The following is a 25,930-nucleotide window of genomic DNA, read 5'->3' as shown; positions in this document are numbered from 1 at the left end:
TGCCCGGGATTCATATTTTACTGCGCCGCAAGTATACCCGCTTGTATCAACCATTGCGTATAAGGAATGAGGGTAATTTTGATGCACAGCAATCCTGTGACAGTCAGCACCAGCGTATAGGGCAGCGCCATCCACACCATACGGCCATAAGAGAGGCGAATGAGTGGCGCAAGGGCTGAGGTCAGCAGGAACAGGAATGCAGCTTGTCCGTTTGGCGTCGCCACCGAGGGCAGGTTCGTCCCGGTGTTGATTGCCACTGCGAGCAATTCAAATTGCCCGGCGCTGATACCCCCGTTCGCCATCGCCGCTTTGGCCTCATTGATATACACCGTCCCGACGAACACGTTGTCGGAAATTGATGAGAGCAGGCCGTTGAACAGGTAAAAGAGCGATAGCTGGGCATCGGGCGCGGCTTTCAGTACGAAAGCGATCAGTGGAGAGAACAGCTGTTGGTCGATAATTACCGCCACAACCGCAAAAAACACCGCCAGCAGCGCGGTAAACGGCAGGGCTTCCGTGAAGGCTTTGCCAATGGCATGCTCGTCCGTCACGCCGGTAAAGGTGGTGGCCAGGATAATGACCGACAGGCCGATTAAGCCAACTTCAGCAAGATGGAAAGCCAGTGCGGCAATCAGCCAGATGCCGATAATACCCTGCGCGACTAAACGCAGCGTCTCCTGACGCGTGCGCTGGCTGCGGCTTTGCAGATCGAATTTCTGGAGTTCCTGGCGTACCGGTTCCGGGAGGGTTGCACCATAGCCAAAGACCCGGAATTTCTCCAGCAGCACACAGGTGAGCAAACCACAAATCAGCACCGGTACGCTAACCGGGGCCATCCGCAGGAAAAATTCACCGAAATGCCAGCCTGCGGCTTTGGCAATGATCAGGTTTTGCGGCTCACCCACCATTGTCATCACGCCACCCAGTGCGGTACCCACGCCGGCATGCATCATCAGACTGCGCAGGAATGCGCGGAACTGCTCCAGCACTTCCCGGTGCCAGGTATCAACCTGACTGTCGTCCAGCAGGTCATCCCCGGGGCGCGAGGAAGCCACCCGGTGATAAATCCCGTAAAACCCCACGGCGACGCTGATCACGACGGCAACCACCGTCAGTGCATCCAGGAAGGCTGAAAGGAACGCGGCTGCCAGGCAGAAGGCCAGCGATAATAACGTTTTGGAGGAGATGCTTAATAACAACCGGGTAAAAATAAACAGCAGGAGCTGCTTCATAAAGTAGATCCCGGCGACCATAAACATCAGCAACAGCAGGACTTCAAGATTTGACGCCAGCTCCTCTTTCACATGTTCTGCGCTGGTCATGCCAATCACGACGGCCTCGAACGCCAGCAGTCCACCGGAGAGCAACGGATAACATGTCAGCGCCATCGCCAGCGTGAAGATAAATTCAGCGACCAGAAGCCATCCGGCAATAAACGGGTTCACAACGAAAATAACAGGATTAACAACCAGGAATACCAGCAGTATCAGTTTGTACCAGTCGGGAGACTGGCCTAAAAAGTTGCGCCACAGCGCGCGCCCGAATGACATTTCCACGACAGACTATCTTCCCCGTCAAATAAGACAAAGCACAAGTATACGCAAAAATCGTCTCCGGGAGGGCGACAAAGCGGTCTGTAAATTTCATCAAAATTAAACGGTGATCCCTCTTTTCTCGCTTTCCTGCGCTATCTGCCTCTGCATGCCTCTGGTATGATGAGTGCAATTTGCTAAAGCTGTGTAATGGAAATCTCACTATGGTTATTAAGGCGCAGAGCCCGGCGGGTTTCGCGGAAGAGTACATCATTGAAAGCATCTGGAATAATCGTTTCCCTGCAGGATCCATTCTTCCGGCTGAACGCGAACTCTCTGAACTGATTGGCGTCACTCGCACCACGCTGCGAGAAGTGCTCCAGCGACTGGCGCGTGATGGCTGGTTGACGATCCAGCACGGTAAGCCAACAAAAGTGAATAACTTCTGGGAAACCTCCGGGCTGAATATTCTTGAAACGCTGGCACGTCTTGACCACGAAAGTGTGCCACAGCTGATCGATAACCTGCTCTCTGTGCGTACCAATATCGCGACAATCTTTATTCGTACTGCATTTCGTCAGCACCCGGAAGATGCGCTTGCGGTTCTGGCCAGCGCGAATGCAATAGAAGATCATGCCGATGCCTTTGCCACCCTTGATTACAATGTATTCCGTGGGTTAGCGTTTGCCTCCGGCAACCCGATTTACGGTCTCATCCTGAATGGAATGAAAGGGTTGTACACCCGCATTGGGCGTCACTATTTCGCCAACCCGGAAGCCCGTAGCCTAGCGCTGGGGTTCTATCACAAGCTGGGCGAACTGTGTTCCTCTGGTCTGCACGACCAGGTTTACGAAACGGTGCGTCGCTACGGTCACGACTCCGGTGAAATCTGGCATCGTATGCAGAAAACGCTGCCGGGTGATTTAGCGATTCAGGGTCGCTAAAAGAAAAAACCTCTCGTCTGAGAGGTTTTTTTTCGCCCGGTAAGCAGAGTGCCACCGGGCAAACAGCGTTAAAGCGTATTCAACCGCGCCGGGCAGCGTTCCAGCAGCTCTACGCTGCCATCCTCATTCTGCTGCTCCAGCAGTACGTCAAACCCCCACAGGCGATGCACATGCTTCAGCACCTCTTTGCGCCCTTTATCCAGCGGCGCGCGGTTGTGCGGAATGTAGCGTAACGTCAGAGAGCGGTCACCGCGCAGATCCACATTCCATACCTGAATGTTTGGCTCAAGGTTGCTCAGGTTGTACTGGGAAGAGAGGCGAGAGCGGATCTCACGGTATCCCTCTTCGTTATGAATTGCCGAAATCTCCAGGTAGTTATTGCGGTCATCATCCAGCACGGTGAAGAAGCGGAAATCACGCATGATTTTCGGCGACATAAACTGGCTGATGAAGCTCTCATCCTTAAAGTCGCGCATCGCAAAATGCAGCGTTTCCAGCCAGTCCGAACCGGCAATATCCGGGAACCAGTATTTGTCTTCGTCCGTTGGGGACTGGCAGATGCGTTTAATATCCTGGAACATGGCAAAGCCAAGCGCATACGGGTTAATACCGCTGTACCACGGGCTGTTGTAAGGGGGCTGGAACACCACATTGGTGTGGCTGTGCAGGAATTCCATCATGAACCGCTCGGTGACTTTCCCTTCGTCATAGAGGTGATTAAGGATGGTGTAGTGCCAGAACGTCGCCCAGCCTTCGTTCATCACCTGCGTCTGTTTCTGCGGGTAGAAGTACTGGCTCACCTTGCGCACGATGCGCAGGATCTCACGCTGCCATGACTCCAGCAGCGGGGCGTTTTTCTCCATAAAGTAAAGCAGGTTTTCCTGCGGCTCAGACGGATAGCGCCGCGCCTCGGCGACCGCTTTTTCCTCTTCACGCTTCGGCAGGGTACGCCACAGCATATTCACCTGGCTTTGCAGATACTCTTCGCGGCTTTTCTGCCGGGCTTTCTCCTCCTGCAGGGAGATTTTCTGTGGCCGTTTGTAACGGTCGACGCCGTAGTTCATCAGCGCGTGACAGGAGTCGAGCAGTTTCTCCACTTCATCCACGCCGTAGCGTTCTTCGCAGTCGGTAATGTATTTGCGGGCGAAGATCAGGTAATCAACGATTGAGCTGGCATCCGTCCAGCTACGGAACAGATAGTTATTTTTGAAGAACGAGTTGTGCCCGTAGCAGGCATGCGCCATCACCAGCGCCTGCATGGTAATGGTGTTCTCTTCCATCAGATAAGCAATACACGGATTGGAGTTGATGACAATCTCATACGCCAGCCCCTGCTGGCCGTGTTTATACAAGCGCTCGGTTTCAATGAATTTTTTACCAAACGACCAGTGTGGATAGTTAATCGGCATCCCGACGCTGGAGTAGGCATCCATCATCTGTTCGGACGTAATGACTTCAATTTGATGGGGATAGGTATCCAGGCGATACAACTTTGCTACCCGGTCGATCTCGGCGAGGTAGACATCCAGCAGCTCGAAGGTCCAGTCGGGTCCATCGCTCAGACGTGTGTTGTCCTTGGATATGGAATCAATAGTAGCCATTAGCGCGCCCTCGTTGTTGGTGCTCTCTCTGTCTGGAGAGCCTCCTTTCAAGCATAGAACAACGTGTTAAAAAGCGTGCTGGCGCAGAAATTTTTTCTTTGCGATTTCCCGTTTTTGATACGGCAAAAAAACCGGTATCAACAGTATTTTATGCTGGTTAAAAATAACGCGCAGCAGGAGATGCCAAATAAGCGCTATCCCCGTATGCAGGGGAAGATGTGAGGTAAGTCACCATAAAAAAGTCATATGTTGAATAATATTTTCAACTAGGTTATCAATCTGTAATTAGATGATTGTTCTTTTGCACATATGGGGTAGCTATGCGTGTTGTCATACTGGGAAGTGGTGTCGTTGGCGTAACCAGCGCCTGGTATTTAAGTCAGGCGGGACATGAGGTTACCGTTATCGACAGGGAACCCGGCCCGGCGCTGGAAACCAGCGCGGCGAATGCCGGGCAAATCTCACCGGGCTATGCGGCACCGTGGGCGGCTCCCGGCGTCCCGTTGAAGGCGATCAAGTGGATGTTCCAGCGTCATGCACCGCTGGCGATCAGCCTGGACGGCACGCAGTTCCAGCTTAAGTGGATGTGGCAGATGCTGCGCAACTGCGATACCCGGCATTACATGGAAAACAAAGGGCGCATGGTGCGTCTGGCGGAATACAGTCGTGACTGCCTGAAAGCCTTGCGCGCCTCGACCGGTATTGAGTATGAAGGCCGTCAGGGGGGAACGCTGCAGTTGTTCCGTACGGCACAACAGTATGAAAACGCCACCCGCGATATTGCCGTACTTGAAGATGCTGGCGTACCGTATCAACTGCTGGAAGCCAGCCAACTGGGGCAGGTAGAGCCTGCACTGGCGGAAGTGGCGCATAAGCTGACCGGGGGGCTGCGTTTACCTAACGATGAAACCGGCGACTGCCAGCTCTTTACTCAGCGTCTGGCGCACATGTGCGAACAGGCGGGGGTGAAATTCCGGTTTAACACCTCTGTCGACAAGTTGCTGTCGGAAGGGGAAAACCTCTACGGCGTGAAGTGCGGTGAAGAGGTGATCAAAGCCGACGCGTACGTCATGGCGTTTGGCTCATACTCCACCGCCATGCTGAAAGGCATTCTCGATATTCCGGTATATCCGCTGAAAGGCTACTCGCTGACGATCCCGGTGAAAGAGGAAAGCGGTGCCCCTGTATCGACCATTCTGGATGAAACCTACAAAATCGCCATTACCCGTTTCGATAACCGCATCCGTGTGGGCGGTATGGCGGAGATCGTCGGCTTTAACACCGAGCTGCTGCAACCGCGTCGTGAAACGCTGGAGATGGTGGTGGGCGATCTCTTCCCGCGCGGTGGGTTTGTTGAGCAGGCAACGTTCTGGACTGGTCTGCGTCCAATGACACCTGACGGTACGCCAATTGTGGGCCGCACGCCGTTTAAAAATCTGTGGACGAATACCGGGCACGGTACCCTCGGCTGGACGATGGCCTGTGGTTCGGGACAATTGTTGAGCGACCTGATCTCCGGGCGCACGCCGGCCATTCCGTTTGATGATTTAAGTGCCGCGCGCTATCAATCAGGGTTCACCCCATCGCGTCCACAGCACCTGCACGGCGCGCATAATTAACATAAGGAGTCGTCATGTCCCGTCCTGTTCTGGCTCAGCTGAATTTGCAGGCTCTGAAGGATAACCTGCAAATTGTTCGCCGCGCCGCACCAGGTTCACGCGTGTGGTCGGTGGTGAAAGCGAATGCCTACGGTCACGGCATTGACCGTATATGGAGCGCGCTCAGTGCCACCGACGGCTTTGCCTTACTGAATCTGGAAGAGGCTATTCTGTTGCGCGAGCGCGGCTGGAAGGGGCCAGTCTTGCTGCTGGAAGGGTTCTTCCACGCCGACGATCTGCCGCTGCTGGATAAGTACCGCCTGACCACCAGCGTGCACAGCAACTGGCAGATTAAAGCTCTGCAGAATGCGAAGCTGCATGCCCCGCTGGATATTTATCTCAAAATGAACAGCGGCATGAACCGTCTGGGCTTCCAGCCTGAGCGGGTACATACGGTCTGGCAGCAGTTGCGCGCCCTGAAAAACGTGGGGGAAATGACGCTGATGGCGCATTTTGCCGATGCCGAAAGACCGGACGGTATTGCCGATGCGCTGGTGCGTATCGACCAGGCGGCAGAAGGGCTGGATTGTCCGCGCTCGCTATCGAATTCGGCGGCGACGCTCTGGCATCCTGAAGCACACTATAACTGGGTGCGCCCTGGGATCGTTTTGTACGGTGCGTCCCCGTCTGGTCAGTGGCAGGATATCGCCAACAGCGGCCTGAAGCCGGTAATGACTCTGCGGAGCGAAATTATCGGCGTACAGACGCTGAAGGCGGGAGATACGGTAGGGTACGGCAGCCGTTACCGGGCAACGGGTGAACAGCGTATTGGTATTGTGGCAGGCGGCTATGCAGACGGTTATCCGCGCATCGCACCGACCGGCACGCCAGTGTGGGTAAATGGTGTTCGCACGGGGACGGTGGGGACAGTGTCGATGGATATGCTGGCCGTTGACCTGACTCCGTGCCCGCAGGCAGGCATTGGTTCGCCGGTAGAGCTGTGGGGCAATGAAGTGAAAATTGACGATGTGGCCGCCGCGGCGGGGACGGTCGGCTATGAGCTGATGTGTGCTCTGGCACCGAGAGTACCTGTTGTGACGGTATAACCTTCCTGGTTGCCGGGTGGCGCTAACGCTCACCCGGCAACCAATCTTACTCCGCGTCTTCTTCCATCGGCCGCACGCCGACCTTGCGTACCGCATTATCCTCTTTCTCTGCCACCGTCCAGATCATCCCGGCAAACTCCACGTGGTCACCGACGACCGGTGCAGCGCCAAGCAGCTGCTGGATAATTTCGCCCAGTGTTTGCTGTTTATCGCGGTATTCCAGACCTTCATCCAGACCGTAAATCAGCGCCACGTCGGCAAATTTTGCGCTGGCTTCCAGAATAAAATCACCGAAGAAACGCTGATCCAGCGCAACAGGCGGAGACTGGCTGAACAGTTTGCCCAGTGCGGGCAAATCGTGTTCGCGGCCAATGACGCAGAGAATATCACCTTCGCGCAGGCGGGTACTGCCGGTTGGATGCAGCAGGATATTATCGCGGAACAGCGCCGCAATTCGTGTTTCGGTCGGCATATGCAAATCGCGCAGCGACGCCCCCACGCACCATTTATCAGCACTGAGCTGATAGACAAACTGTTCCCACGGGTTCTCCGGGTGAATATCCAGCCCCACACGGGAGACCGGCCAGCCGATGGGTGGCACCACCACTTTGGCTTTTTTCGCCGCCCACCCGAGTGACGTTCCCTGGAACAGCAGCGACACCAGCACCACGAAAAAGGCCACGTTAAAGAACAGGCGTGCGTTATCCAGACCCGCCATCATCGGGAAGACGGCAAGGATAATCGGCACTGCACCGCGTAACCCCACCCAACTGATAAAGATGCGCTCGCGCAGGTTGAAGCCGCGAAACGGTAGCAGACCGGCAAACACCGAGAGCGGACGGGCGAAGAAAATCATCCATGCCGACAACATCAGGGCCGGAACGGCAATGGGTAACAGATCCGATGGCGTGACCAGCAGGCCAAGCACCAGGAACATACCGATCTGTGCCAGCCAGGCCAGACCGTCAAAGTTCTGCAAAATGGCGTGGCGGTTACGAATCGGGCGGTTACCCAGCAAAAAGCCGCACAGATAAATGGCCAGAATACCGCTACCGCCTATTGCGGTGGTCAGGGCGAAAATCAGGATCCCGCCGCTCAGGGCCAGTAACGGATAGAGTCCCGCAGGCAGCGAAATCCGGTTGATCATCTGCTGCAGCAAATAACCGCCAGCAAGGCCGATGACAATACCCAGGCCGAACTGTTGCAAAATATGCCAGGCGAACATCCAGCTCAGACCGCTTTCATGCTGCTGGATCATCTCAATCAGGGTGATGGTGAGAAACACCGCCATCGGATCGTTACTGCCGGATTCAATTTCCAGCGTTGAGCCGACACGCTCGTTCAGCCCTTTACCCCCGAGCAGGGAGAAGACTGCGGCCGCATCGGTAGAGCCGACAATTGCGCCAATCAGCAATCCTTCCATGATATTGAGATGGAACAGCCACGCGGCCATCATACCGGTCAGGCCGGAGGTAATCAGCACGCCGACGGTGGCGAGCGACAGCGCTGGCCCTAAGGCCACGCGAAATGAACTCGCCTGGGTGCGCATCCCGCCGTCCAGCAGGATCACCGCCAGCGCGAGGTTACTCACCATGTAGGCGAAGGGGTAGTTATCGAATGGGATACCACCGATACCATCGATACCGGCCAGCATGCCGATGGCAAGGAAAATAACTAAAATAGGTATGCCGAGACGTGATGACAATGAACTCAATAAAATACTACAGGTTACAAGCACAGAACCCAGAATAAAAAGGCTGATTACCGCTGCGGCATCCAATGTTGTCTTACTCCCACCTCAATGTTAACGCTGTTATTAAAACCCTAACATATTAACGACCCAAACGGCGTTTAATTGAGGCGGTTTAAGGGATTTTTTAACCTTTAATAACAGGATGGCCGCTCATCGTTAACCGGCTACCCGAATCATCGTGTGTCAGGGTCGCCTGCGCGCCCAACGCCAGGGTGACGGTTTGTTGTTCATGGCCGAAATCCAGCCCGGTGATCACCGGGATGTCAAGACGCGAGCGGATGAATTCGATCATCGTTTCAAGGGAATAGCCTGCGTCGTAGTCGTTTGGCGCAGAACCGCTAAAACTGCCCAGCACGATGGCGGACTGACGGGCAAGAATACCGGCATGATAAAGCTGCAACAGCATACGTTCGACGCGGAACGGATGTTCATTGATATCCTCCAGTACCAGGATACCGTCCGCAATTTGTGGCAACCACGGCGTGCCAATCAGCGACACCAGCATTGCCAGGTTACCGCCCCACAGCTGCCCCTCGCACGCCCAGTGGGGTCCGTCACCTTGCCACTCCACGTGGTAGACCGGGTTTTGCAGCGCGCGCCAGAAATGTTCCTGCGTAAACGCGTCCAGCTCCGGCGCACCGAAATTACCGGCCAGCATGGGGCCGCTAAAGGTGATGACGTTATGCAGTGCAAGCAGGCCAAGCTGGATCGCCGTGAAATCGCTGTGTCCGCAAATCAGCAGAGGATCCTGTTGTTGACGTTTTGCCAGCCCTTGCCAGTCGACGCTCTCCAGCAACCGGCTCGCACCATAGCCGCCGCGCACCGCGAGGACAATCTGATCCACACCCTTCAGGTTCACCAGACCGTTGATATCGTTCAGTCTCTGCGCTTCGGTACCGGCAAAGCGTTGCTGGCGGCGGGGGATAATCGTCTGATTTTCTACCCGGTGGCCGGACTCCAGTAAGCGCTGGACACCCCGCTGTGCCGCCTCCTGGTTAATGCAGTAGCCCGACGGTGCGATGAGATGAAACTGAGACATGGCAATTCCTTGCTGAATGAGAAACTAATTGTCTATATCATGCCGCTTATACGCTGCCTGCTTCAAGGGGCTGTATACCGCGATGACCGGCTATAAGGATAGATGACGTGAAATTGAGATGGTTTGCTTTTTTGATTGTGTTGCTTGCTGGCTGTAGTTCAAAACATGACTATCAAAATCCCCCCTGGAACCCTGAAGTACCTGTAAAACGGGCCATGCAGTGGATGCCGATCAGTGAACAAGCCGGGAAGGCATGGGGCGTCAGCCCACGTCTGGTTACGGCGATTATTGCCGTTGAATCCGGTGGCAACCCAACGCTTGTCAGCAAATCGAACGCGGTGGGGTTGATGCAGCTTAAAGCGTCAACGGCGGGGAAAGAGGTCTACCGCTACATGGGCTGGAGCGGTCAGCCGTCGACCAGCGAGCTGAAAAACCCGGAACGCAACATTTCAATGGGCACGGCGTACCTGAGCATTCTGGAGCATGGCGTGCTGAAGGGAATAGAAGATCCTGAAGTCATGCAGTACGCGCTGGTGGTTTCATACGTTAACGGTGCCGGGGCACTGCTCAGAACCTTCTCATCTGACCGCAAAGAGGCGATTGAAGAGATTAACGGCATGGACAAAGACGAGTTCTTTGAGCATGTCGTGAAGAATCATCCGGCACCACAGGCTCCTCGCTATATCTGGAAAGTGCAGAAAGCGATGGATGCCATGTAATGCCGTGATCGGGCGGCCACGCTGCCCGATATGCATCACAGCACTTTGTTGGCACGTTCCCGCGCCTCTCGCTCCAGAGAGAAAATAATGCGCTGCAGTTCGCGCTCAGCGCCAGGCCCCACGTTCAGGAAGCGGAAGCTCAGGCGTGGGGTGGTAATGGTTTCGTTTTTGCTGTCCACCACTTTACGCTCGCTGATGGCAATCAGCTGTGCATCGAAATAGAACCGTCCCCAGCCGCCCATATCCAGTTCGATTTGCGTGAATCGCATACCTTCCACCAGCCCCTCGGGCTTTGGCGTGTCCATCAGCGCACCCATGCCGCCCAGCGACAGGTCAAAGAGACGGAAGCGGAGCTCTTTTTTATCCGGCATTTTGGCCTTACAAAAATAAGCGGGGTGAAGCGGGGCGCTGATACGGAAATATTCACGGCGCTGAACAAACCAGAGGTTAGTGGGAAGCGGCGTGACGAATGCAGGCAGACCCTGGTATTCGTTTAGTTCCAGTCGCGGCATCACAAACTCTACCTTTGCACCCTGGGTTTCAGCCATCACGGAAATGTTTTCTGCCCGCATCACCGCGCGGTTTTCATACTCCTGGCTCCCCAGGTCGATGACCATACGCTCCGACGAGACATCAAGGATCTTGCTGATAAACTGATTGGTCGACCAGGTGATGCGCAGCGGCACCTCGCCTTTTTGCAGATCGCGTAATACCCCTAATACAGCCAGCGGATTTTGCTTCAGGAACTGCTCACTGTAATTTCTCACGCCAGATGGCTCCTCAGATATATGACAGACTGTCTTTGCGTTATCGGCAGTCTGAAATGGAACTTAATACAAACCGGTGAGTTTTTTTTCATAATGGCGGTAATTTAAGTCGGTGAGATGAAACCGGTTTTCCGGTGGTGACCTATAATTAAGTTACCTGCGCGGAAGGTTTTCTGTGCATGGGTTAAACCTGCAAGAGGGCATTGCTATGGGTATCATCGCCTGGATTATCTTTGGTCTAATTGCTGGCGCTATCGCTAAACTTATCATGCCAGGGCGTGATGGCGGCGGCTTTATTTTGACCTGTGTCCTCGGGGTCGTTGGTGCGGTTGTTGGTGGCTGGCTGGCGACGATGTTTGGCATCGGAGGCAATATAAGTGGTTTTGATCTGCACAGTTTTCTGGTCGCCGTGGCAGGAGCCATTGTTGTACTGGGTGTGTTCAGACTGCTCAGACGGGCATAAGATTACTGAAAACGGCTCTCTCCTGAGGGCCGTTTTTTTGTGCGCATTACCCTCTCTGCTGTTTTTCGCCAGGGCTACTGTGCCACACTTTTCTCCGGTACCGCCCCGTGACTCGCTGCGGGCTGATTTTCAGGCACCGTGTCACACGGCTTCTCTTTTGGACACACCAGATCCAGCATCTTCAGCGTCACGCCGTTACTCCAGCCAAAACCATCCTGCAGCGGGTACTCGCCACCACCACCCCCCGTACCAGTGGTAGACACATCATACTTCTCCACCAGTTTTTGCTCGCGGTCATAGGTGTGCTGAACATTTTTCAGGAAGCGCCACGTGACGTCCATCGCAACCTTGTTTTGTCCGTAGTTCTGTAACCCTTCCGTTGCAACCCATTGCAGCGGTGCCCAGCCATTTGGCGCATCCCATTGCTGGCCACTGGTGACGGTGGTCGTTGAAATCCCACCCGGTTTAAGCAGGTGTGAAGCGGCAGCCGATGCCACTTTATCAGCACGATCCTGCGCTGCTGCCTTCACGTAAAGCGGGAACAGGGCCGCGGCCGTGAGCTGATTGCGCACCTGTTTACGCCTGAGATCGTAATCGGCGTACCAGCCCTCTTTTTCATTCCACAGGTGGTTTTCAATTGCTTTCTGGCGCGCGGAGGCCAGCGCCTCATATTTGCCTGCGCCAGCGGTATCACCACTCTCCTTGCTTGCCCGCGCCAGCAGTTTTTCCATCTTAAACATCAGGGAGTTCAGATCTACCGGGACAATGCTGGTGGTGTGAATTGTACCAAGCTTGTGCGGATCGTCCATCCAGCGGGAGCTAAAGTCCCAGCCTGAAGCGGCGGCAGAACGCAGATCGCGGTAGATTTCCGTTGCCGGGCGGTCAGGATTGCTTTTAGCGGTCGTCACATCATCCAGCCAGGACTCCGGGCGTGGCGTATCGCGGTCATCCCAGTAACGGTTGAGGACTTCGCCGTCAGTCAGTTTTACCACCCGTTTGTTGGCCTGCCCCGGCTGTAGCGCATCAGCCCCCGCCATCCACCAGGCGTACTCTTTCTCCATCTGCGGACGGTATTTTTTCAGCGCATCGCTGTCGTGCGTGGCCAGCAACTCCACCATCAGGGAGAAAAACGGCGGCTGAGAGCGGCTCAGGTAGTAGCTACGGTTACCGTTGGGGATATGCCCCCAGGTATCAATTTCCCAGGCGAAATTGTCCACCATATCGCTGATTTTATCCCAGTGGCCACTTTCGGCCAGACCCAGCATGGTGAAATAACTGTCCCAGTAGTAAACCTCACGAAAACGGCCGCCGGGCACGACATACGGTTTCGGCAGCGGCAGGAGTGAATCCCATCTGGAGGCTTTCTCAGTGGTTCGGGTCAGAACGGGCCAGAGATCGTCAATGTGCGCACGTAAACTTTGTCCTGCCGGGGGAACGTATTTTTCCCCCTCTGCTGGCAGGGTAAAGTTCATTTCGACAAAGTGACGTAAGTCAAAGCCGGACTGGGTGTGTTGCATCCGGTAATCCGCCAGAATCATCATTGGATCGCTTTTCGGGATCGCATCGGCAAAGGTCTTTTGATCGGGAAAGAGTCTGGCGCTCTGCACATCATTAAAGAGAGGGCCGAGCAAAATATCGGGCGGGCTTTTCTGGGGCGCTGGCAGAGAGTCTGCATAACCCAATGTGGTAACACCGAGCAGCGCACCTCCCAATGCAAGGCGCAAAAGGGATGGGCGTAATGTACGAGGTCGTATCATTGGTTCGTCTCCTGTATTCGCTGAGCAGCGTGACCGCTGTTGTCAATCACCTGAAAACCTTAGACGAATATGTGTGGCTGCGCGTGTTTCATGTCCCATTTTGCGCACATCCGGACGATTTACCGTTTAAACCTCTTCTGACGCCGGGAGCGATTCCCTGAGCGAGCCTGGGGCATGTCCGATGATCCGCTTAAACGCCCGGCTAAAGGCCGCCAGCGATCCGTACCCCAGACGCAATGCCACCGTTTCGATGGGCTGATTTTCGTGGCGAATGTACTGAATGGCCAGACGCATTCTCAGCTCGCTGAGATATTTTGCCGGGGTTGTCCCCGTAGCGGAAAGAAAACGCTCGGCGAACACGGAACGGGAGGTACCCGCTTCTTTTGCCAGGTCTGCCACGCTCCAGTTCAGCCCCGGCTGCTGGTGCATGGCGTAAATCGCCCGGCTCAGGCGCGGATCGCGCAGAACCTGTACCCAGCCGGTGGCTTTACCACACCCTGCCTCTACCCAGCCACGGACGATCAACGCGGCCACCACATCGGCCAGCCGGGCCAGGATCCCCGCGAACCCCACCTGACGCGTCATTGACTCTCGTTCCATCGCCGCCAGCAGGGGATGGATCTCCGGCCAGGTGGACATCAACCGGCTTACCATCATCACTTCCGGCATCGCTTTGATCAGCGGTTGCATGCCGCCCAGTTCGAAATCCATACATCCGCTGAAGATGATGGTGTGCTCGCTCTCCGGGCACGGCTCACAGGTAATCGCACAGACCGAGCTGCAGATAGGCTCGCTGGGAAATGCGCTGACCGGGGTGATTGTTGCCTGTTCGTCTGAGAGCAGGGCATGGGCGTTACCGTTGGGGATAAAGAGCGCGTCACCGCCGTTCAGGGCGAAGGTTGCGCCGCTTTCCATCCGCAGCAGGGCATTGCCGCGGCTGACAAAATGAAATTGTGCCTTACCGGCCGCCTGATGAAACGCCACGCCAAACGGCGCGCTGGCTTCAATCCGGCGGTATTTCACGCCCGACAGACGCATGCCGCGTAAAAGTTCGCTGATCAAATCGGGTGACTGAACGGTCATGAGCGCAACTCCGGACGAATAATCAATAAGTGGAGATTATATGTCATAGATCGTCCACGGGGAACACTCTATGCTTTTGCGACAGTTGTCACATTTTTATAACGGGAGAACAACAGATGAATTCATGTATCGCGGCGAGAGAGGCTATAGCGCCCGCAAAACCCGCCTGGCGAGCCGTCTATTCACTGGGGCTGGGGGTATTTGGTCTGATAACGGCAGAGTTCTTGCCCGCCAGTTTGCTGACGCCAATGGCGGCCAGCCTGGGCGTCACCGAAGGGATGGCCGGGCAGGCGGTGACCGCAACCGCACTGGTGGCGCTGGTCACCGGTTTGCTGATTACCTCTGCCACCAAAAGCATCGATCGCCGCTGGGTATTGATGTTTTTCTCGGTGCTGCAAATCATCTCCAGCCTGCTGGTGGCCTTTGCGCCAACGCTGCATGTTCTGCTGATGGGGCGTTTGCTGTTGGGTATCGCCATCGGGGGATTCTGGGCGATGTCGACCGCCACGGCGATGCGGCTGGTACCTGCCGATAAAGTGCCGAAAGCGCTGGCGGTGATCTTCTCCAGCGTGTCGATTGCGACAGTAGTGGCTGCCCCGCTGGGGAGCTATCTTGGCAGCCTGATCGGCTGGCGTAACGTCTTTATCCTCTGCATTCTGCCGAGCATGCTGGCGCTGCTGTGGCAGCTCTGGGTACTGCCATCCATGAAACCGGAGAGCAGCGGCAGCCTGGGAACGCTATTCCGCGTGCTGAGACGTCCGGGGATGATCGGCGGGATGCTGGCGACCATCCTGATCTTCAGCGGCCATTTTGCCTTCTTTACCTATCTGCGCCCGTTTCTGGAAACGGTCGGCCAGGCGAGCGTAGAGAGCATTTCGCTGATCCTGCTGGGCTTTGGTATTGCCAACTTTGTCGGGACATCCATTGCCGGGCATCTTCTGGCGCGCAACCTGCGCCTGACGCTGGCGCTGGTACCTTTCGCTATGGGTGTACTGGCGCTCATCATGGTGGCATTTGGTCATCTGGCGATGCTGGACGGGTTGCTCGTTGCGCTGTGGGGTTTTGCCTTTGGTCTGGTGCCGGTGGGCTGGTCAACCTAGCTTGCAACGACCGTTCCCGATGAAGCCGAAAGCGCGGGGGGATTGCTGGTGGCCTCTATCCAGCTGGCGATAAGTGCGGGTGCGGCAGGCGGCGGAGCCGTGTTTGACCTCAACGGTGCCAGCGGCGTGTTTGCCGGAAGCGGTTTACTGCTGGTTACCGCCATGGTGATTGTGCTGATGGGCGTCAGGGTTAAAGCGGAATAACACGGTATGCATAAGCCCGGTAACCGTAGCGTCACCGGCATAACGTGCCTTACACGCCTTTTTTATCCATCAGCACGGCGAGATCCACCAGACGGTTTGAGAACCCCCATTCGTTGTCATACCACGCCAGGATTTTGACCATATTGCCGCCGATCACCAGTGTGGAAAGCCCGTCGATAATGGAAGAACGCGGGTCACCCTGATAATCGCTGGAGACCAGTGGTTCATCGCTGTAGCCCAGAATGTCTTTCAGCGGCCCGCTGGCTGCTGCTTTACGGAACGCATCGTTGACCTCTTCGACGGTCACATTCCGGCTCAGCTTCACCGTCAGATCGACGATGGACACTACCGGAACCGGCACGCGCAGCGAGTATCCGGTCAGACGGCCATCCAGCGCCGGGATCACTTTCCCCAGCGCTTTTGCTGCCCCGCTGGAGTAAGGCACAATCGACAGCGCGGCCGCGCGGGCACCGCGCAGATCTTTCTCCGGCTGATCGTGCAGCGCCTGGCTGTTGGTGTAAGCATGCGTGGTGTTCATCAGCCCGTGTTCAATACCAAACTGCTGATGCAGTACTTGTGCCGCCGGAGCCAGCCCGTTGGTGGTACAACTCCCGTTACTCACCACCTGGTGCCGGGCCGGGTCGTACAGCTCATGGTTCACACCCATCACCACCGTCAGGTCGTCGTTTTTACCGGGGGCGGAGATAATGACCCGTTTCGCGCCACCGCGATGAATATGCACCGCTGCTTTATCACGTTCGGTGAAGAAACCCGTGGCTTCAATCACCACGTCTACCCCAACATCGCGCCACGGAATGTTGGCCGGATCGCGTTCGCTGAACACGACGATCCGCTGGCCGTCGACCTGCAACGCACCGTCTGCCGCTTCAACGGAAACCGGTAATGTACCGAGCAGGGAATCGTACTTGAGCAGATGGGCGAGGGTTTTGCTGTCCGTCAGATCGTTAATCGCCGCAATCTGAATGTCGGGGTTACCCAACGCGGCACGCAGAAAATTACGCCCGATCCTGCCGAAACCGTTAATACCGACCTTAACCATGATCAACTCCTTAGTATCTGTGATGTCTGGAGTGACTGTAGGCTTCAGGCGAAATGGCGTAAATGACAAAAAGGATCAGATTACGCCATCTTGCGGCAGTGGAAGCGCTGGCGGTACTCTCCCGGCGTGAGGTGAAGCTGTTTCTCAAAGACGCGACGCAGGTTGATGCTGGTGCCAAATCCGCTTCTCCCGGCGATAAGCTCCAGCGAGTCATTTGTCTGTTCAAGAAGCTGTCTGGCAGCGGCAAGACGTGCTTCGGTTACGTAGCGCGCCGGAGAGGCTCCTGCGTCGCGGGTAAACACGCGGGTGAAATTTCGTGGGCTCATGGCGACTCTTTCCGCCAGATTTTCAACGCACAGGTCGGCGGTGAGGTTTTGCAGGATCCAGGCCTGTAATTCGCTAATGGGGCCGGAAGCCCCCGATTGCTGCAGGTTATAACGGCTGAACTGCAACTGCCCGCCCGGGCGACGCAGATACATCACCATGTCCTGCGCCACGTCACGAGCGAGGGTAAAACCGTAGTCATCTTCAACCAGTGCCAGCGTCAGGTCAAACCCGGAACTGACACCGCCGGACGTCCAGATGGGACCGTCCTGAATATAGAGTGGGCCACCTTCCACACGGATAGCCGGATACGTTTCCTGCATTGTCTCCAGAAGCCGCCAGTGCGTCGTGGCGCGACGTCCGTCGAGTAATCCGGTCTGTGCCAGCAGCATCGCGCCACCGCAGATGGAGGCAATACGCCGGGCGTGAGGGGCTGCAAGGTGCAGCCAGTCCACCACCGCGGTGCTCTCCAGCTCGTTCATGCCGCGTCCGGTAATGATAATGGTGTCGAGCGGCTCGCGTGGGTCCAGCTCCGGCAGGCGATAGTCCGCCAGCAAATTTAAGCCAGACTGCCCGTGGATCACCTGATGGGGCTGAGTGGTGGCAATGAGGATACGGTAGCAGGGATTGCTCAGACCTTCCGGGTGCAGTCGGTTGGCCTGCATCAGAATGTCGGCAATACCGGCGGCTTCAAACAACATGCCGCCGTCAGGAACGATAATCAGGATTTTCTTCATGTCCTGAAAAGTACCTTTATCGCAAAATAAGTCAAGCTGCAGACTCTGTATTAACCAATGCCCTGGTAAAAGTACGTGTAAAAGGAAACTATGTAGTGAACGTTAAACAGAAGTAGGGCATTTGCGAACCGCTTTGCGGCGCGTAATGGAGCCTTCTGTGGGTAAGAACACAGCAATGATATGGCTGAGAGAAAGAGGGGGGAGCTATAATGGCGGACCGAATCTGATTTAGTCACGCTTAATAGTTCATGCGCTGCGAGACACCTGATGAAAGCGCTTTTGCTATAATGTTGCCGTTATTTCGTGGTGCAAAATTAATATGCTTCAGCACTATCGGAAATTTCTTCACCATTAAAAGAAAATTCGAATGAAACCTATCTCGTGAATGCAACAAATATGATGTGCATAATATATTCATATTGTCATAAATAATTTAAATTCTACTAATTATGGTAGTGGTAATGCTATGTTTATTGCGTTAATGCGATCCATTCTCTTTTTTAGATAATCTCTTTTAATTCAGATGGTTGTTGTGTGTTTTGGTGGGCTAAATTGAACTTGGCACGCTATGTATGGGTTTTTGGTAGGATTATTCCTATATTTTCATGAGTGACTCATAAAACACCAGGAAATTAGAAGGTAATATTGAATTGATGACGAGCTTATGTAAACTTGTGGGCTGATTGTTAAAATATGTCAGGATGAAGCAGGGCCTTATTCTGTAAGGCTTGTGCGGTAGCTATACCCTAAGAATAGTCACGCTGTGAAAATACCTGTCATATTCTAAACGATACTATTTAAGTCAAATATCATCTCCCCCCAATCTACTATCATCTAAATATCGCTACGGAAAAGCATATGAAAATGCGCGTATTGTTTTCACTCCTGTTTGTAATGGCGGTGGCGGGCTGTAAAGCGCCGCAGAAACCTGTGATAACCGACGATACGATCGTTACCAGCCAGGTCAATGGCGTCACGTTAACCCACCGTCATGTTGTTACCCCTCCGGCAGAATTTACCCAGGTTAATGAACCTTATCGTGCAATGTATCCGGCGTCATTGATGAGCCGTCCTGATTACGGCGGAAAGGCGATCAGCACGCTTGAGACCGGAAAAACCTACGTGGTTCTGGGTCAGGTTGAACACTACTGGATGGCGCTTGCGGATGAGGGTAGCGAACAACTGATTGGTTACGTCCCCATGCGTGCCGTGATCAAGGCCGATCAGTATGACGCGGCCGTGCGTAAACAAGCGCTTCGTCCAAAAGCGCGTAAGAAAACGACCTGCGTTGATGTGGATGGCAACAGTAAAGCCTGCAAAGACAACGCGAACGGGACCTGGATCCTGAACTAAACGGATTTCATGAGCGTATTTTTATGAATAATAAAAATTTTCACAGGATGTGGTTAGCATTTTACGCGGTGATTTTTGTTCTGGTCAGTGGTTGTACGTCCTCTTCACACAACGACCCCTCCCGCTACAATCTGCAGTTTCAGGCTCATCCGCAAATCAATGATTCCGCGCCGCTTAAAGTCAGAGTGTTGCTGCTGAAATCTGATGCGGATTTCATGTCCAGCGACTTCTATTCCCTGCAGAACAACGCGTCAACCACGCTTGGCGCGAATCTGCTTAACAGCGATGTCTTCTTCCTGATGCCGGGCCAGCTTTCGAAAACCCTGAGTGGGCAAAGCTCTCCCGACGCCCGCTATATCGGTGTGATGGCGGAATACCAGGCGCTGGATGGGAAAAAATGGCGCGTTTCACTCCCGCTGCCTGTTCCCGGCGAAAACCCTGTCTATCAGTTCTGGAAATGGTCCGCAGATGAACTCCAGGCCAACGTCTTTCTGGACGTGAATGGCATCCGGGTCATCAGCCAGTAACGCGCTTCATAACAGGAAACACATCATCATGACGAAAGCAGAAAAGGTCGTCTGGACCGAAGGGATGTTTCTGCGTCCACACCATTTTCAGCGGACAGAGAGTTACCTGCTCAACCACGTTCGTGAGTGGGGGGCGCTGCAGCGCTCGTATCTGTGGGGCTTTCTCGACGTTGAACTCGACGAGGCGATGCTTCGTCAGGGTTGCATTGCGCTGAGCTACTGCAGCGGTTTGCTGCCTGACGGAACCTTTTTCCAGGTACGTAACGGGCGCAACGGCCCGGTACCGCTAAAAATCCCTGATAACCTCACCAATGAGAAAGTGGTGCTCGCGCTGCCGGTTCGCCGGGGTGAACGCGAAGAGGTTATCTTCAGCGAAGAGCAGGCCTCGCTCGCGCGTTTTATCGCCTTCGAACAAGAGGTGGAAGACGATAATGCCATGTCGGTGGGGGATGCTACGGTACAGTTTGGCCGTTTGCGCCTGACCCTGATGCTGGAAAAAGATCTGACAGCAGAGTGGACTGCTATCGGCGTGGCGTTTGTCACCGAGAAGCGCAACGACAATCATGTGCGGCTGGACAGCAGCTACATCCCTCCGATGCTGAATGCCAACAACAACCCGCTGCTCTATAGCATGATTAACGATCTGCACGGTTTACTGGTGCAGCGTAGTCAGCAGATTGGCGGTCGTCTGCGTCAGCCTGGCCGTTTTAACACCTCTGAGCTGATTGAATTTACACTGCTCTCGCTGGTGAATCGCCATCTGGGCGAAGTATCACATTTAAAAACTCTCCCGCTGCTCCACCCGGAAGCGCTCTGGCATCGCTGGCTACCGTTTGCCACCGAACTTGCTACCTGGACCTCTCAGCGTAGCGCAGAAAGCGTGCTGCCGATTTATGACCATGATGATCTCGCGGGCTGCTTCAGCAAGTTGATGCTGATGCTGCGCCAGGGGCTGTCGCTGGTGATGGAAGACCATGCTATCCAGTTACCGCTTAACGAACGTTCTCATGGCCTGAACATCGCCACCGTCCCTGAGACCAGCATGGTACGTGAGTTTGGCTTTGTACTGGCGGTAAAAGCCAATGTGCCGGGCGATCACCTGCAAACCCATTTCCCTGCCCAGATGAAGGTGGCTCCGGTCTCCAGGATCCGCGATCTGGTTCAGCTGCAACTGCCGGGCATTATGCTGCGGGCTATGCCGGTCGCGCCACCGCAAATCCCCTGGCATGCGGGTTACAGCTATTTTGAGCTGGAGAAGGGCAGTGAACTGTGGCACGAGATGGACAAGTCCGGTGCTTTCGCTCTGCATCTTGCAGGGGAGTTCCCGGGTCTTGATATGGAGTTTTGGGCCATCCGTAGCCCGACAGAATAATAAAGCGAGCGCTAAATATGCAGGAACGACAGGATACCGGCAGTGATGCCGTGTTTACCGGGGCCAGTAGCAACAATCAGCTGGTGGCGGCCGCCAATCCGCTGCTCAACGCGATTCCGCAAATCCGTCACTCAGTATCACATGACGATCAGGTGGCGTTGCGCCAGCGCTTGATCGACGAAATTCGTCGTTTCGAAGTCCGTTGCCAACAGGCGGGACTGCCTTATGAAGTGATCGTCGGTGCCCGTTATTGCCTGTGTACGGCACTGGATGAAGCCGCTGCGCTTACCCCGTGGGGGAGCAGCGGCGTCTGGTCCAGTAGCGGGTTGCTGGTGACGTTTCATAACGAAACCTGGGGGGGAGAGAAGTTCTTCCAGCTGCTGGCGCGTCTGTCGCAGAACCCGCGCGAACATATTCTGTTGCTGGAGATGATCAACTACTGCCTGCTGCTTGGATTCGAAGGGCGCTACCGGGTGCTGGATAACGGCCGCACCCAGCTTGAAACCATCAAGCAGCGGCTGTGGCAGATGATCCGTGGCGTGCGCGGCAGCTATCCACCGCTGCTCTCACCACACCCGGAAGACCGGCCTGTGCTACGTAAACTGTGGCGTCCGATGGTGCCGCTGTGGGCCTGTGCCACGCTGGTCGGTTTCATTGCCTGTCTGTTCTATATCGTTCTTAACTGGCGTCTCGGTGACAACACCAATCCGGTGCTGGCGAAGATTTACCAGTCCCAGCTCCCGGAAACCTCAGTTCAGCAACCGACACGGCAATTGCCCGCTGTGCTGAATCTGCGCGGCTTCCTGAAACCTGAAATTGATGCTGGCCTGGTGGCGGTGAAGGACGAAGCAGATCGCAGCGTAGTGATCCTGAAAGGCGACGGCCTGTTCGCTTCCGCCTCTACGGTGGTGCGCGATCGCTATGAGCCGGTGATCAACCGCATTGCCCAGGCGATGAATAACGTCAGCGGCAAAATTCTGGTGGTTGGCTACAGCGACAACGTGCCCATTCGCAGCGCGCGTTTTGCCTCTAACTATGAGCTCTCTCTGGAACGTGCCCGGTCTGTGCAAAAACAGCTGCAGGGAAGCCTCTCCCAACCTGAGCGCGTGAAAGCGGAGGGGCGAGGCGAGATTAATCCTGTGGTACCGAACAATACGCCTGAAAACCGCGCCCGTAACCGCCGTGTGGAAATTACTCTGCTGGTGTCGCCTGAGAATACGCAGGCTGAGCTGAACGGATTGCCGCAAGGAAACTAAGGAATGCTGACTACTCTTCTTTCCATTCTGACCAATCGCATTCTGTGGAGCTTCCTGGGCGTAACGGCGCTTGCGGCGGTGATCTGGATGATTGGTCCATTGCTGTCCATCGTAGATACCCGACCGCTCGAATCTGAACAGAACCGGGTTATCAGTATCGCGGTGGTCTATTTGATCTGGGCACAGAGCCATATTCTGCCGCGGCTGTATAACGCCTGGCTGAACCGTAAGCTGATGGACCGGCTGAATGAGAATACGGCCCACCAGGAAGCTGCAGATCCACAGAAGCGACTGAACAGCGAGGAGCAGATCCTCGCCGGACGTTTTGATGAAGCCGCTCAGATGCTGAAAAAAGCGCACTTCAGCAAAGCAGGGCATGGCGCACAGTGGACGCAGCGCTTCAGCACGCAGTATCTGTACCAGCTGCCCTGGTATGTGATCATTGGCGCGCCAGGCTCCGGTAAAACGACCGCACTGGCCAATTCCGGGCTGCAATTCCCGCTGGCAGACCGTTTTGGTAAAACCGCATTGCGGGGCATTGGCGGCACGCGTAACTGCGACTGGTGGTTTACTAACGAAGCTGTGCTGCTGGATACCGCAGGCCGCTACACCACACAGGAAAGCGAGCAGGTTCAGGACGCCGGTGAATGGCTTGAGTTCATTGGCTTGCTGCGTAAGTATCGTCGCCGCCAGCCGATCAACGGTGTCATTATCACCATCAGTATTTCCGATCTGTTGACCCAATCCGCAGAAGCTTCCCGCCAGCAGGCGGTGAATCTGCGTCAGCGTCTTTCTGAGCTGCACGAACAACTGGGGATCCGCTTCCCGGTGTACGTCATGGTGACCAAAGCTGACCTGCTTAAAGGCTTCCGCGCCTGGTTTGCTGATTACGACAAAGCGCAACGCGACCAGATCTGGGGCTTTACGCTGCCGTGGGAGCAGACCAAACACGCTGATTATGATCTGATGGGCAACTTCCAGCAGGAGTTTTCGCTGTTACAGCAACGTCTGGATGCAGGTCTGCCGGAAACCATGCTGAAAGAGCATGATGCCAAAACCCGTGCGGAAGCGTATATCTTCCCCCAAGAGTTCGCCGCACTGCGTCCGCTGCTGGCGGACTACCTGAGCACGGTCTTCGCCCGTTCTAACTTTGAAACGGAGTTTTCGCCGCGCGGGATCTACTTCGCCAGCGGTACCCAGGAGGGCATGCCCTTCGACCGTGTGATGGGCGAACTGAATCGCGCCTTGTCGCTGCCTGAAGGTGGAGATAACGAGAACTGGGATTCAGTCAGTAAGGAGGCACCGATCCCGGGGGCGAAAGGTCAGAGCTTCTTTATCAAGGATCTGCTGCAAAACGTTATTTTCCAGGAAGCCGGGATCGCCGGTGAAAACCGCTGGTGGGAACTGCGGAACCGCGCCGTGATGTGGTCTGGCTATGCGGCGCTACTGGCACTGCTGGTGATCCTCGGCGGGCTGTGGCTGACCAGCTACACCAAAAATAAAGCCTATCTGGAAGAGGTTGATGCGAAAGTACCGCAGCTGGAGCAGCAGGGCAAAGCGTTACAAAATCAGCCTCAGCGCGATCTGTTTACCCTCCTGCCGTTGCTCAACAGTCTGGTGGATTTACCGAAAAGCACCGCCTTTGATGTTAACAACCCGTCCGTCTCTCGTCGTATGGGGCTGTACCGTGGGGATGACGTCAGCGATGCCTCGCAGTCGCTGTACCAGAAAGCGCTGGATCAAATGCTGTTGCCCGCCGTCGCGATGCACGTCACGACCTGGCTGCGCAACGATAACGGCAGCGATGTGGAATACAGCTACGAAGCGCTGAAAGCCTATCAGATGCTCTATCAGCCAAAGCACTACGACGGCAAATTCCTGCACTCGTGGGTGATGCTCAACCTGCAGCGAAACCTGCCGCAAAACGTCACCCAGTCGCAGCTTCAACAGCTGGCATGGCACCTGACGCAGTTGCTGGAACCGCAAATTCAGTCTTCACCTTATGCCCAGGACGACACACTGGTCACTCGTGAAAGAGCGCTCATCAACCAGCAACCGCTTTCCACCCGCGTGTATGGTCGCCTGAAGCGCCTGCTTGAGCATGATGAAAATCTGAAACCGGTATCGCTTTCTGACCTCGGCGGCCCGCAGAGTGAGCTGGTATTTTCACGCAAAAGCGGCAAACCGCTGAGCGAAGGCGTACCCGGGCTCTATACCCCGGACGGTTACTGGAAAAGCTTCAACGGCCAGATCGACAGTGTGACCTCCGCACTGCACGAAGATGATGTCTGGGTTCTGGGGAGTACCTCATCCCGGGAAGATAAACAGCAGATTGATAACGCCGTGCGTCAGCTCTACATGCGCGACTTTATCGCTAACTGGGATCGCTTCCTCGCTGATATTCAGCTCAACAACAGCGCCGATCTCTCGCAGCGCATCAATACCGCGCGCCTGCTCTCCGGTGCAAACTCGCCGCTGCGTCGCCTGGTGCAGAACCTGAGCCAGGTGCTGACGCTATCGCGTAATACGCCAGCACCAGCTGACGCCGGAAAAGCGGAAGAGCAGAGCAACCGTGCCACCCGCACGTTGCAGGCGCTGTTCAGCAACAATGACGCAGCACCAACGCAGGAGGCTGTGGTAACCCAGGTTCCTGAGCAACTGGTGACCGATCACTATGCGCCAATGATTGAGCTGGCACAGCCGCTGGAGAAGGGTGGCAAGACCATCGTATTTGATGATTTTCTCAAGCAGGTTGATGAGCTTTACCGCTATCTGACCGCCGTACAGGACGCCGCCAACAGCGGTATGCCTGCCCCGGGTGGCGAAGCAATTAGCCGCCTGCAGGCCAGCGCCGGCCGTCTGCCCGGTGGGCTACAAACCATGTTCAGCAACATGGCCGTCGGGGCCAGCAGTGATACCCAGCGCCGCGACCTGGAAAACGTTCGCAAGCGGATTAACGTTGAAGTGGGTGGTTTCTGCCGTCAGGCGATTGCTGGTCGTTATCCACTGGTGCGCAGCGCCAGTACCGAAGTCACACCTGACGATCTCGCACGGATGTTTGCGCCGGGCACCGGGCTGATGGATACCTTTTTCCGCGACAACCTGACCAACAAAGTCGATACCACTCAGGCTAACTGGCGCTTTATGCCTGGCATCGACGGTAAAACGCTGCCGGGAAGTGAAGGGCTGCTACGGCCGTTCCAGCAGGCGCAGTCTGTCCGGGATGCCTTTTTTGCCAACGGAGCCACCACGCCATCTTTCAAAGTTACGGTGCGCACCGTGCGGATGGATAACGCCATTCTGAACCTGACGCTGGACGTGGACGGGCAGTTGCTGCGCTATAGCCACGGCCCGCAGGCAGTACAGATTATGAACTGGCCGGGACCAGGCGGTACTAACCAGGTGCGTATGCAACTGGGGCTGGCCAACGGCAGCACGGCAACACTGGTGACGAATGGATCCTGGGCGCTGAACCGCTTTTTCGATAAAGCGAGCACCAGCCCGGGCGCGGGGAGTCTGAGCCGTCAGGCCACCTTCAGCGTTGACGGACATCAGGTCACGCTGGAGTTTGCGCCAAACAGTATCCGCAACCCGTTCCAGCTTCCCCGTTTCTCATGCCCATAACCGCAAGGACA

At 55.4% G+C, this 25,930-nt stretch carries 18 protein-coding genes and 3 pseudogenes; 12 read left to right on the top strand and 9 right to left on the bottom strand.

Annotated elements, in window-relative coordinates:
* Window positions 1-17 precede the first annotated feature (17 nt).
* The gene (nhaB, locus tag HV318_RS04555; protein WP_182271760.1) at window positions 18-1,556 is read right to left on the bottom strand and encodes a sodium/proton antiporter NhaB; all 1,539 of its coding nucleotides are present in this window, start codon (window positions 1,554-1,556) and stop codon (window positions 18-20) included.
* 200 nt (window positions 1,557-1,756) lie between these two features.
* Between nhaB and fadR the strand changes: the two genes are divergently transcribed.
* Entirely contained in the window at window positions 1,757-2,476 is a 720-nt protein-coding gene (gene fadR, locus HV318_RS04550) for a fatty acid metabolism transcriptional regulator FadR (RefSeq protein ID WP_182271759.1), read from the top strand.
* A gap of 68 nt (window positions 2,477-2,544) precedes the next feature.
* Here fadR and HV318_RS04545 read toward each other — a convergent pair whose 3' ends face one another.
* Complete coding sequence (locus HV318_RS04545) at window positions 2,545-4,077, bottom strand: SpoVR family protein (protein WP_182271758.1); 1,533 nt, start codon at window positions 4,075-4,077, stop codon at window positions 2,545-2,547.
* Window positions 4,078-4,397: 320 nt separating this feature from the next.
* Here HV318_RS04545 and HV318_RS04540 point away from each other — a divergent pair, with 320 nt between their 5' ends.
* The 3 genes and pseudogenes from HV318_RS04540 to HV318_RS24485 all read left to right on the top strand — a co-directional run.
* Window positions 4,398-5,696 (top strand): D-amino acid dehydrogenase, encoded by a 1,299-nt coding sequence (locus tag HV318_RS04540; RefSeq protein WP_182271757.1) that lies wholly within the window; start codon window positions 4,398-4,400, stop codon window positions 5,694-5,696.
* A 14-nt stretch (window positions 5,697-5,710) separates the two neighbouring features.
* A complete protein-coding gene (dadX, locus tag HV318_RS04535) occupies window positions 5,711-6,781 on the top strand; it encodes a catabolic alanine racemase DadX (protein WP_182271756.1) in 1,071 nt (356 codons plus the stop codon).
* Window positions 6,782-6,797: 16 nt separating this feature from the next.
* Window positions 6,798-6,896: pseudogene (locus tag HV318_RS24485) on the top strand (hypothetical protein); the annotation flags it as partial.
* Here HV318_RS24485 and HV318_RS04530 read toward each other — a convergent pair.
* Together HV318_RS04530 and ldcA are read right to left on the bottom strand one after the other, a co-directional pair.
* A pseudogene (locus tag HV318_RS04530) lies at window positions 6,894-8,561 on the bottom strand (potassium/proton antiporter); the annotation flags it as partial. The pseudogenes HV318_RS24485 and HV318_RS04530 overlap by 3 nt on opposite strands.
* Before the next feature lie 97 nt (window positions 8,562-8,658).
* A complete protein-coding gene (gene ldcA / locus HV318_RS04525; RefSeq protein WP_182271754.1) occupies window positions 8,659-9,573 on the bottom strand; it encodes a muramoyltetrapeptide carboxypeptidase in 915 nt (304 codons plus the stop codon).
* A 107-nt stretch (window positions 9,574-9,680) separates the two neighbouring features.
* Here ldcA and emtA point away from each other — a divergent pair, with 107 nt between their 5' ends.
* The gene (emtA, locus tag HV318_RS04520) at window positions 9,681-10,292 is read left to right on the top strand and encodes a membrane-bound lytic murein transglycosylase EmtA (protein WP_182271753.1); all 612 of its coding nucleotides are present in this window, start codon (window positions 9,681-9,683) and stop codon (window positions 10,290-10,292) included.
* A gap of 35 nt (window positions 10,293-10,327) precedes the next feature.
* On the opposite strand, the gene ycgR is transcribed toward emtA, so the two are convergent.
* Window positions 10,328-11,059, bottom strand: coding sequence for a flagellar brake protein YcgR (gene ycgR / locus HV318_RS04515; RefSeq protein WP_182271752.1), 732 nt, complete (start codon window positions 11,057-11,059; stop codon window positions 10,328-10,330).
* A 208-nt stretch (window positions 11,060-11,267) separates the two neighbouring features.
* On the opposite strand from ycgR, the gene HV318_RS04510 reads away from it, so the two are divergent.
* Window positions 11,268-11,522: a GlsB/YeaQ/YmgE family stress response membrane protein gene (locus HV318_RS04510; RefSeq protein WP_182271751.1), complete on the top strand. Its 255-nt coding sequence runs from the start codon at window positions 11,268-11,270 to the stop codon at window positions 11,520-11,522.
* 74 nt (window positions 11,523-11,596) lie between these two features.
* On the opposite strand, the gene treA is transcribed toward HV318_RS04510, so the two are convergent.
* Both treA and HV318_RS04500 read right to left on the bottom strand, forming a co-directional pair.
* The gene (gene treA / locus HV318_RS04505; RefSeq protein ID WP_182271750.1) at window positions 11,597-13,279 is read right to left on the bottom strand and encodes an alpha,alpha-trehalase; all 1,683 of its coding nucleotides are present in this window, start codon (window positions 13,277-13,279) and stop codon (window positions 11,597-11,599) included.
* A gap of 126 nt (window positions 13,280-13,405) precedes the next feature.
* Window positions 13,406-14,362: an AraC family transcriptional regulator gene (locus HV318_RS04500; protein WP_182271749.1), complete on the bottom strand. Its 957-nt coding sequence runs from the start codon at window positions 14,360-14,362 to the stop codon at window positions 13,406-13,408.
* A gap of 116 nt (window positions 14,363-14,478) precedes the next feature.
* On the opposite strand from HV318_RS04500, the pseudogene HV318_RS04495 reads away from it, so the two are divergent.
* Window positions 14,479-15,666 (top strand): annotated as a pseudogene (locus HV318_RS04495) (MFS transporter).
* Between the two features lie 49 nt (window positions 15,667-15,715).
* Here HV318_RS04495 and gap read toward each other — a convergent pair.
* Both gap and HV318_RS04485 read right to left on the bottom strand, forming a co-directional pair.
* Window positions 15,716-16,726, bottom strand: a complete 1,011-nt coding sequence (gene gap / locus HV318_RS04490) for a type I glyceraldehyde-3-phosphate dehydrogenase (protein ID WP_182271748.1) — start codon at window positions 16,724-16,726, stop codon at window positions 15,716-15,718.
* An 80-nt stretch (window positions 16,727-16,806) separates the two neighbouring features.
* Window positions 16,807-17,787 carry a GlxA family transcriptional regulator gene (locus HV318_RS04485; RefSeq protein ID WP_182271747.1) on the bottom strand — a complete coding sequence of 327 codons (981 nt, stop codon included), beginning with the start codon at window positions 17,785-17,787 and terminating at the stop codon, window positions 16,807-16,809.
* Between the two features lie 858 nt (window positions 17,788-18,645).
* On the opposite strand from HV318_RS04485, the gene HV318_RS04480 reads away from it, so the two are divergent.
* From HV318_RS04480 to tssM, 5 genes are read left to right on the top strand one after another with little or no spacing between them, the layout of a single operon-like run.
* A complete protein-coding gene (locus HV318_RS04480) occupies window positions 18,646-19,140 on the top strand; it encodes an SH3 domain-containing protein (RefSeq protein ID WP_182271746.1) in 495 nt (164 codons plus the stop codon).
* Between the two features lie 23 nt (window positions 19,141-19,163).
* Entirely contained in the window at window positions 19,164-19,667 is a 504-nt protein-coding gene (gene tssJ, locus HV318_RS04475) for a type VI secretion system lipoprotein TssJ (RefSeq protein WP_182271745.1), read from the top strand.
* Between the two features lie 28 nt (window positions 19,668-19,695).
* On the top strand, window positions 19,696-21,039 hold the full coding sequence (gene tssK, locus HV318_RS04470; protein ID WP_182271744.1) for a type VI secretion system baseplate subunit TssK: 1,344 nt from the start codon (window positions 19,696-19,698) through the stop codon (window positions 21,037-21,039).
* A gap of 17 nt (window positions 21,040-21,056) precedes the next feature.
* Complete coding sequence (locus HV318_RS04465; RefSeq protein ID WP_182271743.1) at window positions 21,057-22,295, top strand: DotU family type VI secretion system protein; 1,239 nt, start codon at window positions 21,057-21,059, stop codon at window positions 22,293-22,295.
* A 3-nt stretch (window positions 22,296-22,298) separates the two neighbouring features.
* Complete coding sequence (gene tssM, locus HV318_RS04460; RefSeq protein ID WP_182271742.1) at window positions 22,299-25,919, top strand: type VI secretion system membrane subunit TssM; 3,621 nt, start codon at window positions 22,299-22,301, stop codon at window positions 25,917-25,919.
* Window positions 25,920-25,930: the final 11 nt, after the last annotated feature.

This window comes from Enterobacter sp. RHBSTW-00901 (assembly GCF_014103115.1).
Lineage (GTDB): Bacteria > Pseudomonadota > Gammaproteobacteria > Enterobacterales > Enterobacteriaceae > Enterobacter > Enterobacter cloacae_P.
Note: the sequence above shows the minus strand (reverse complement) of the source record. Positions and strands in the feature narration are given on the sequence as shown.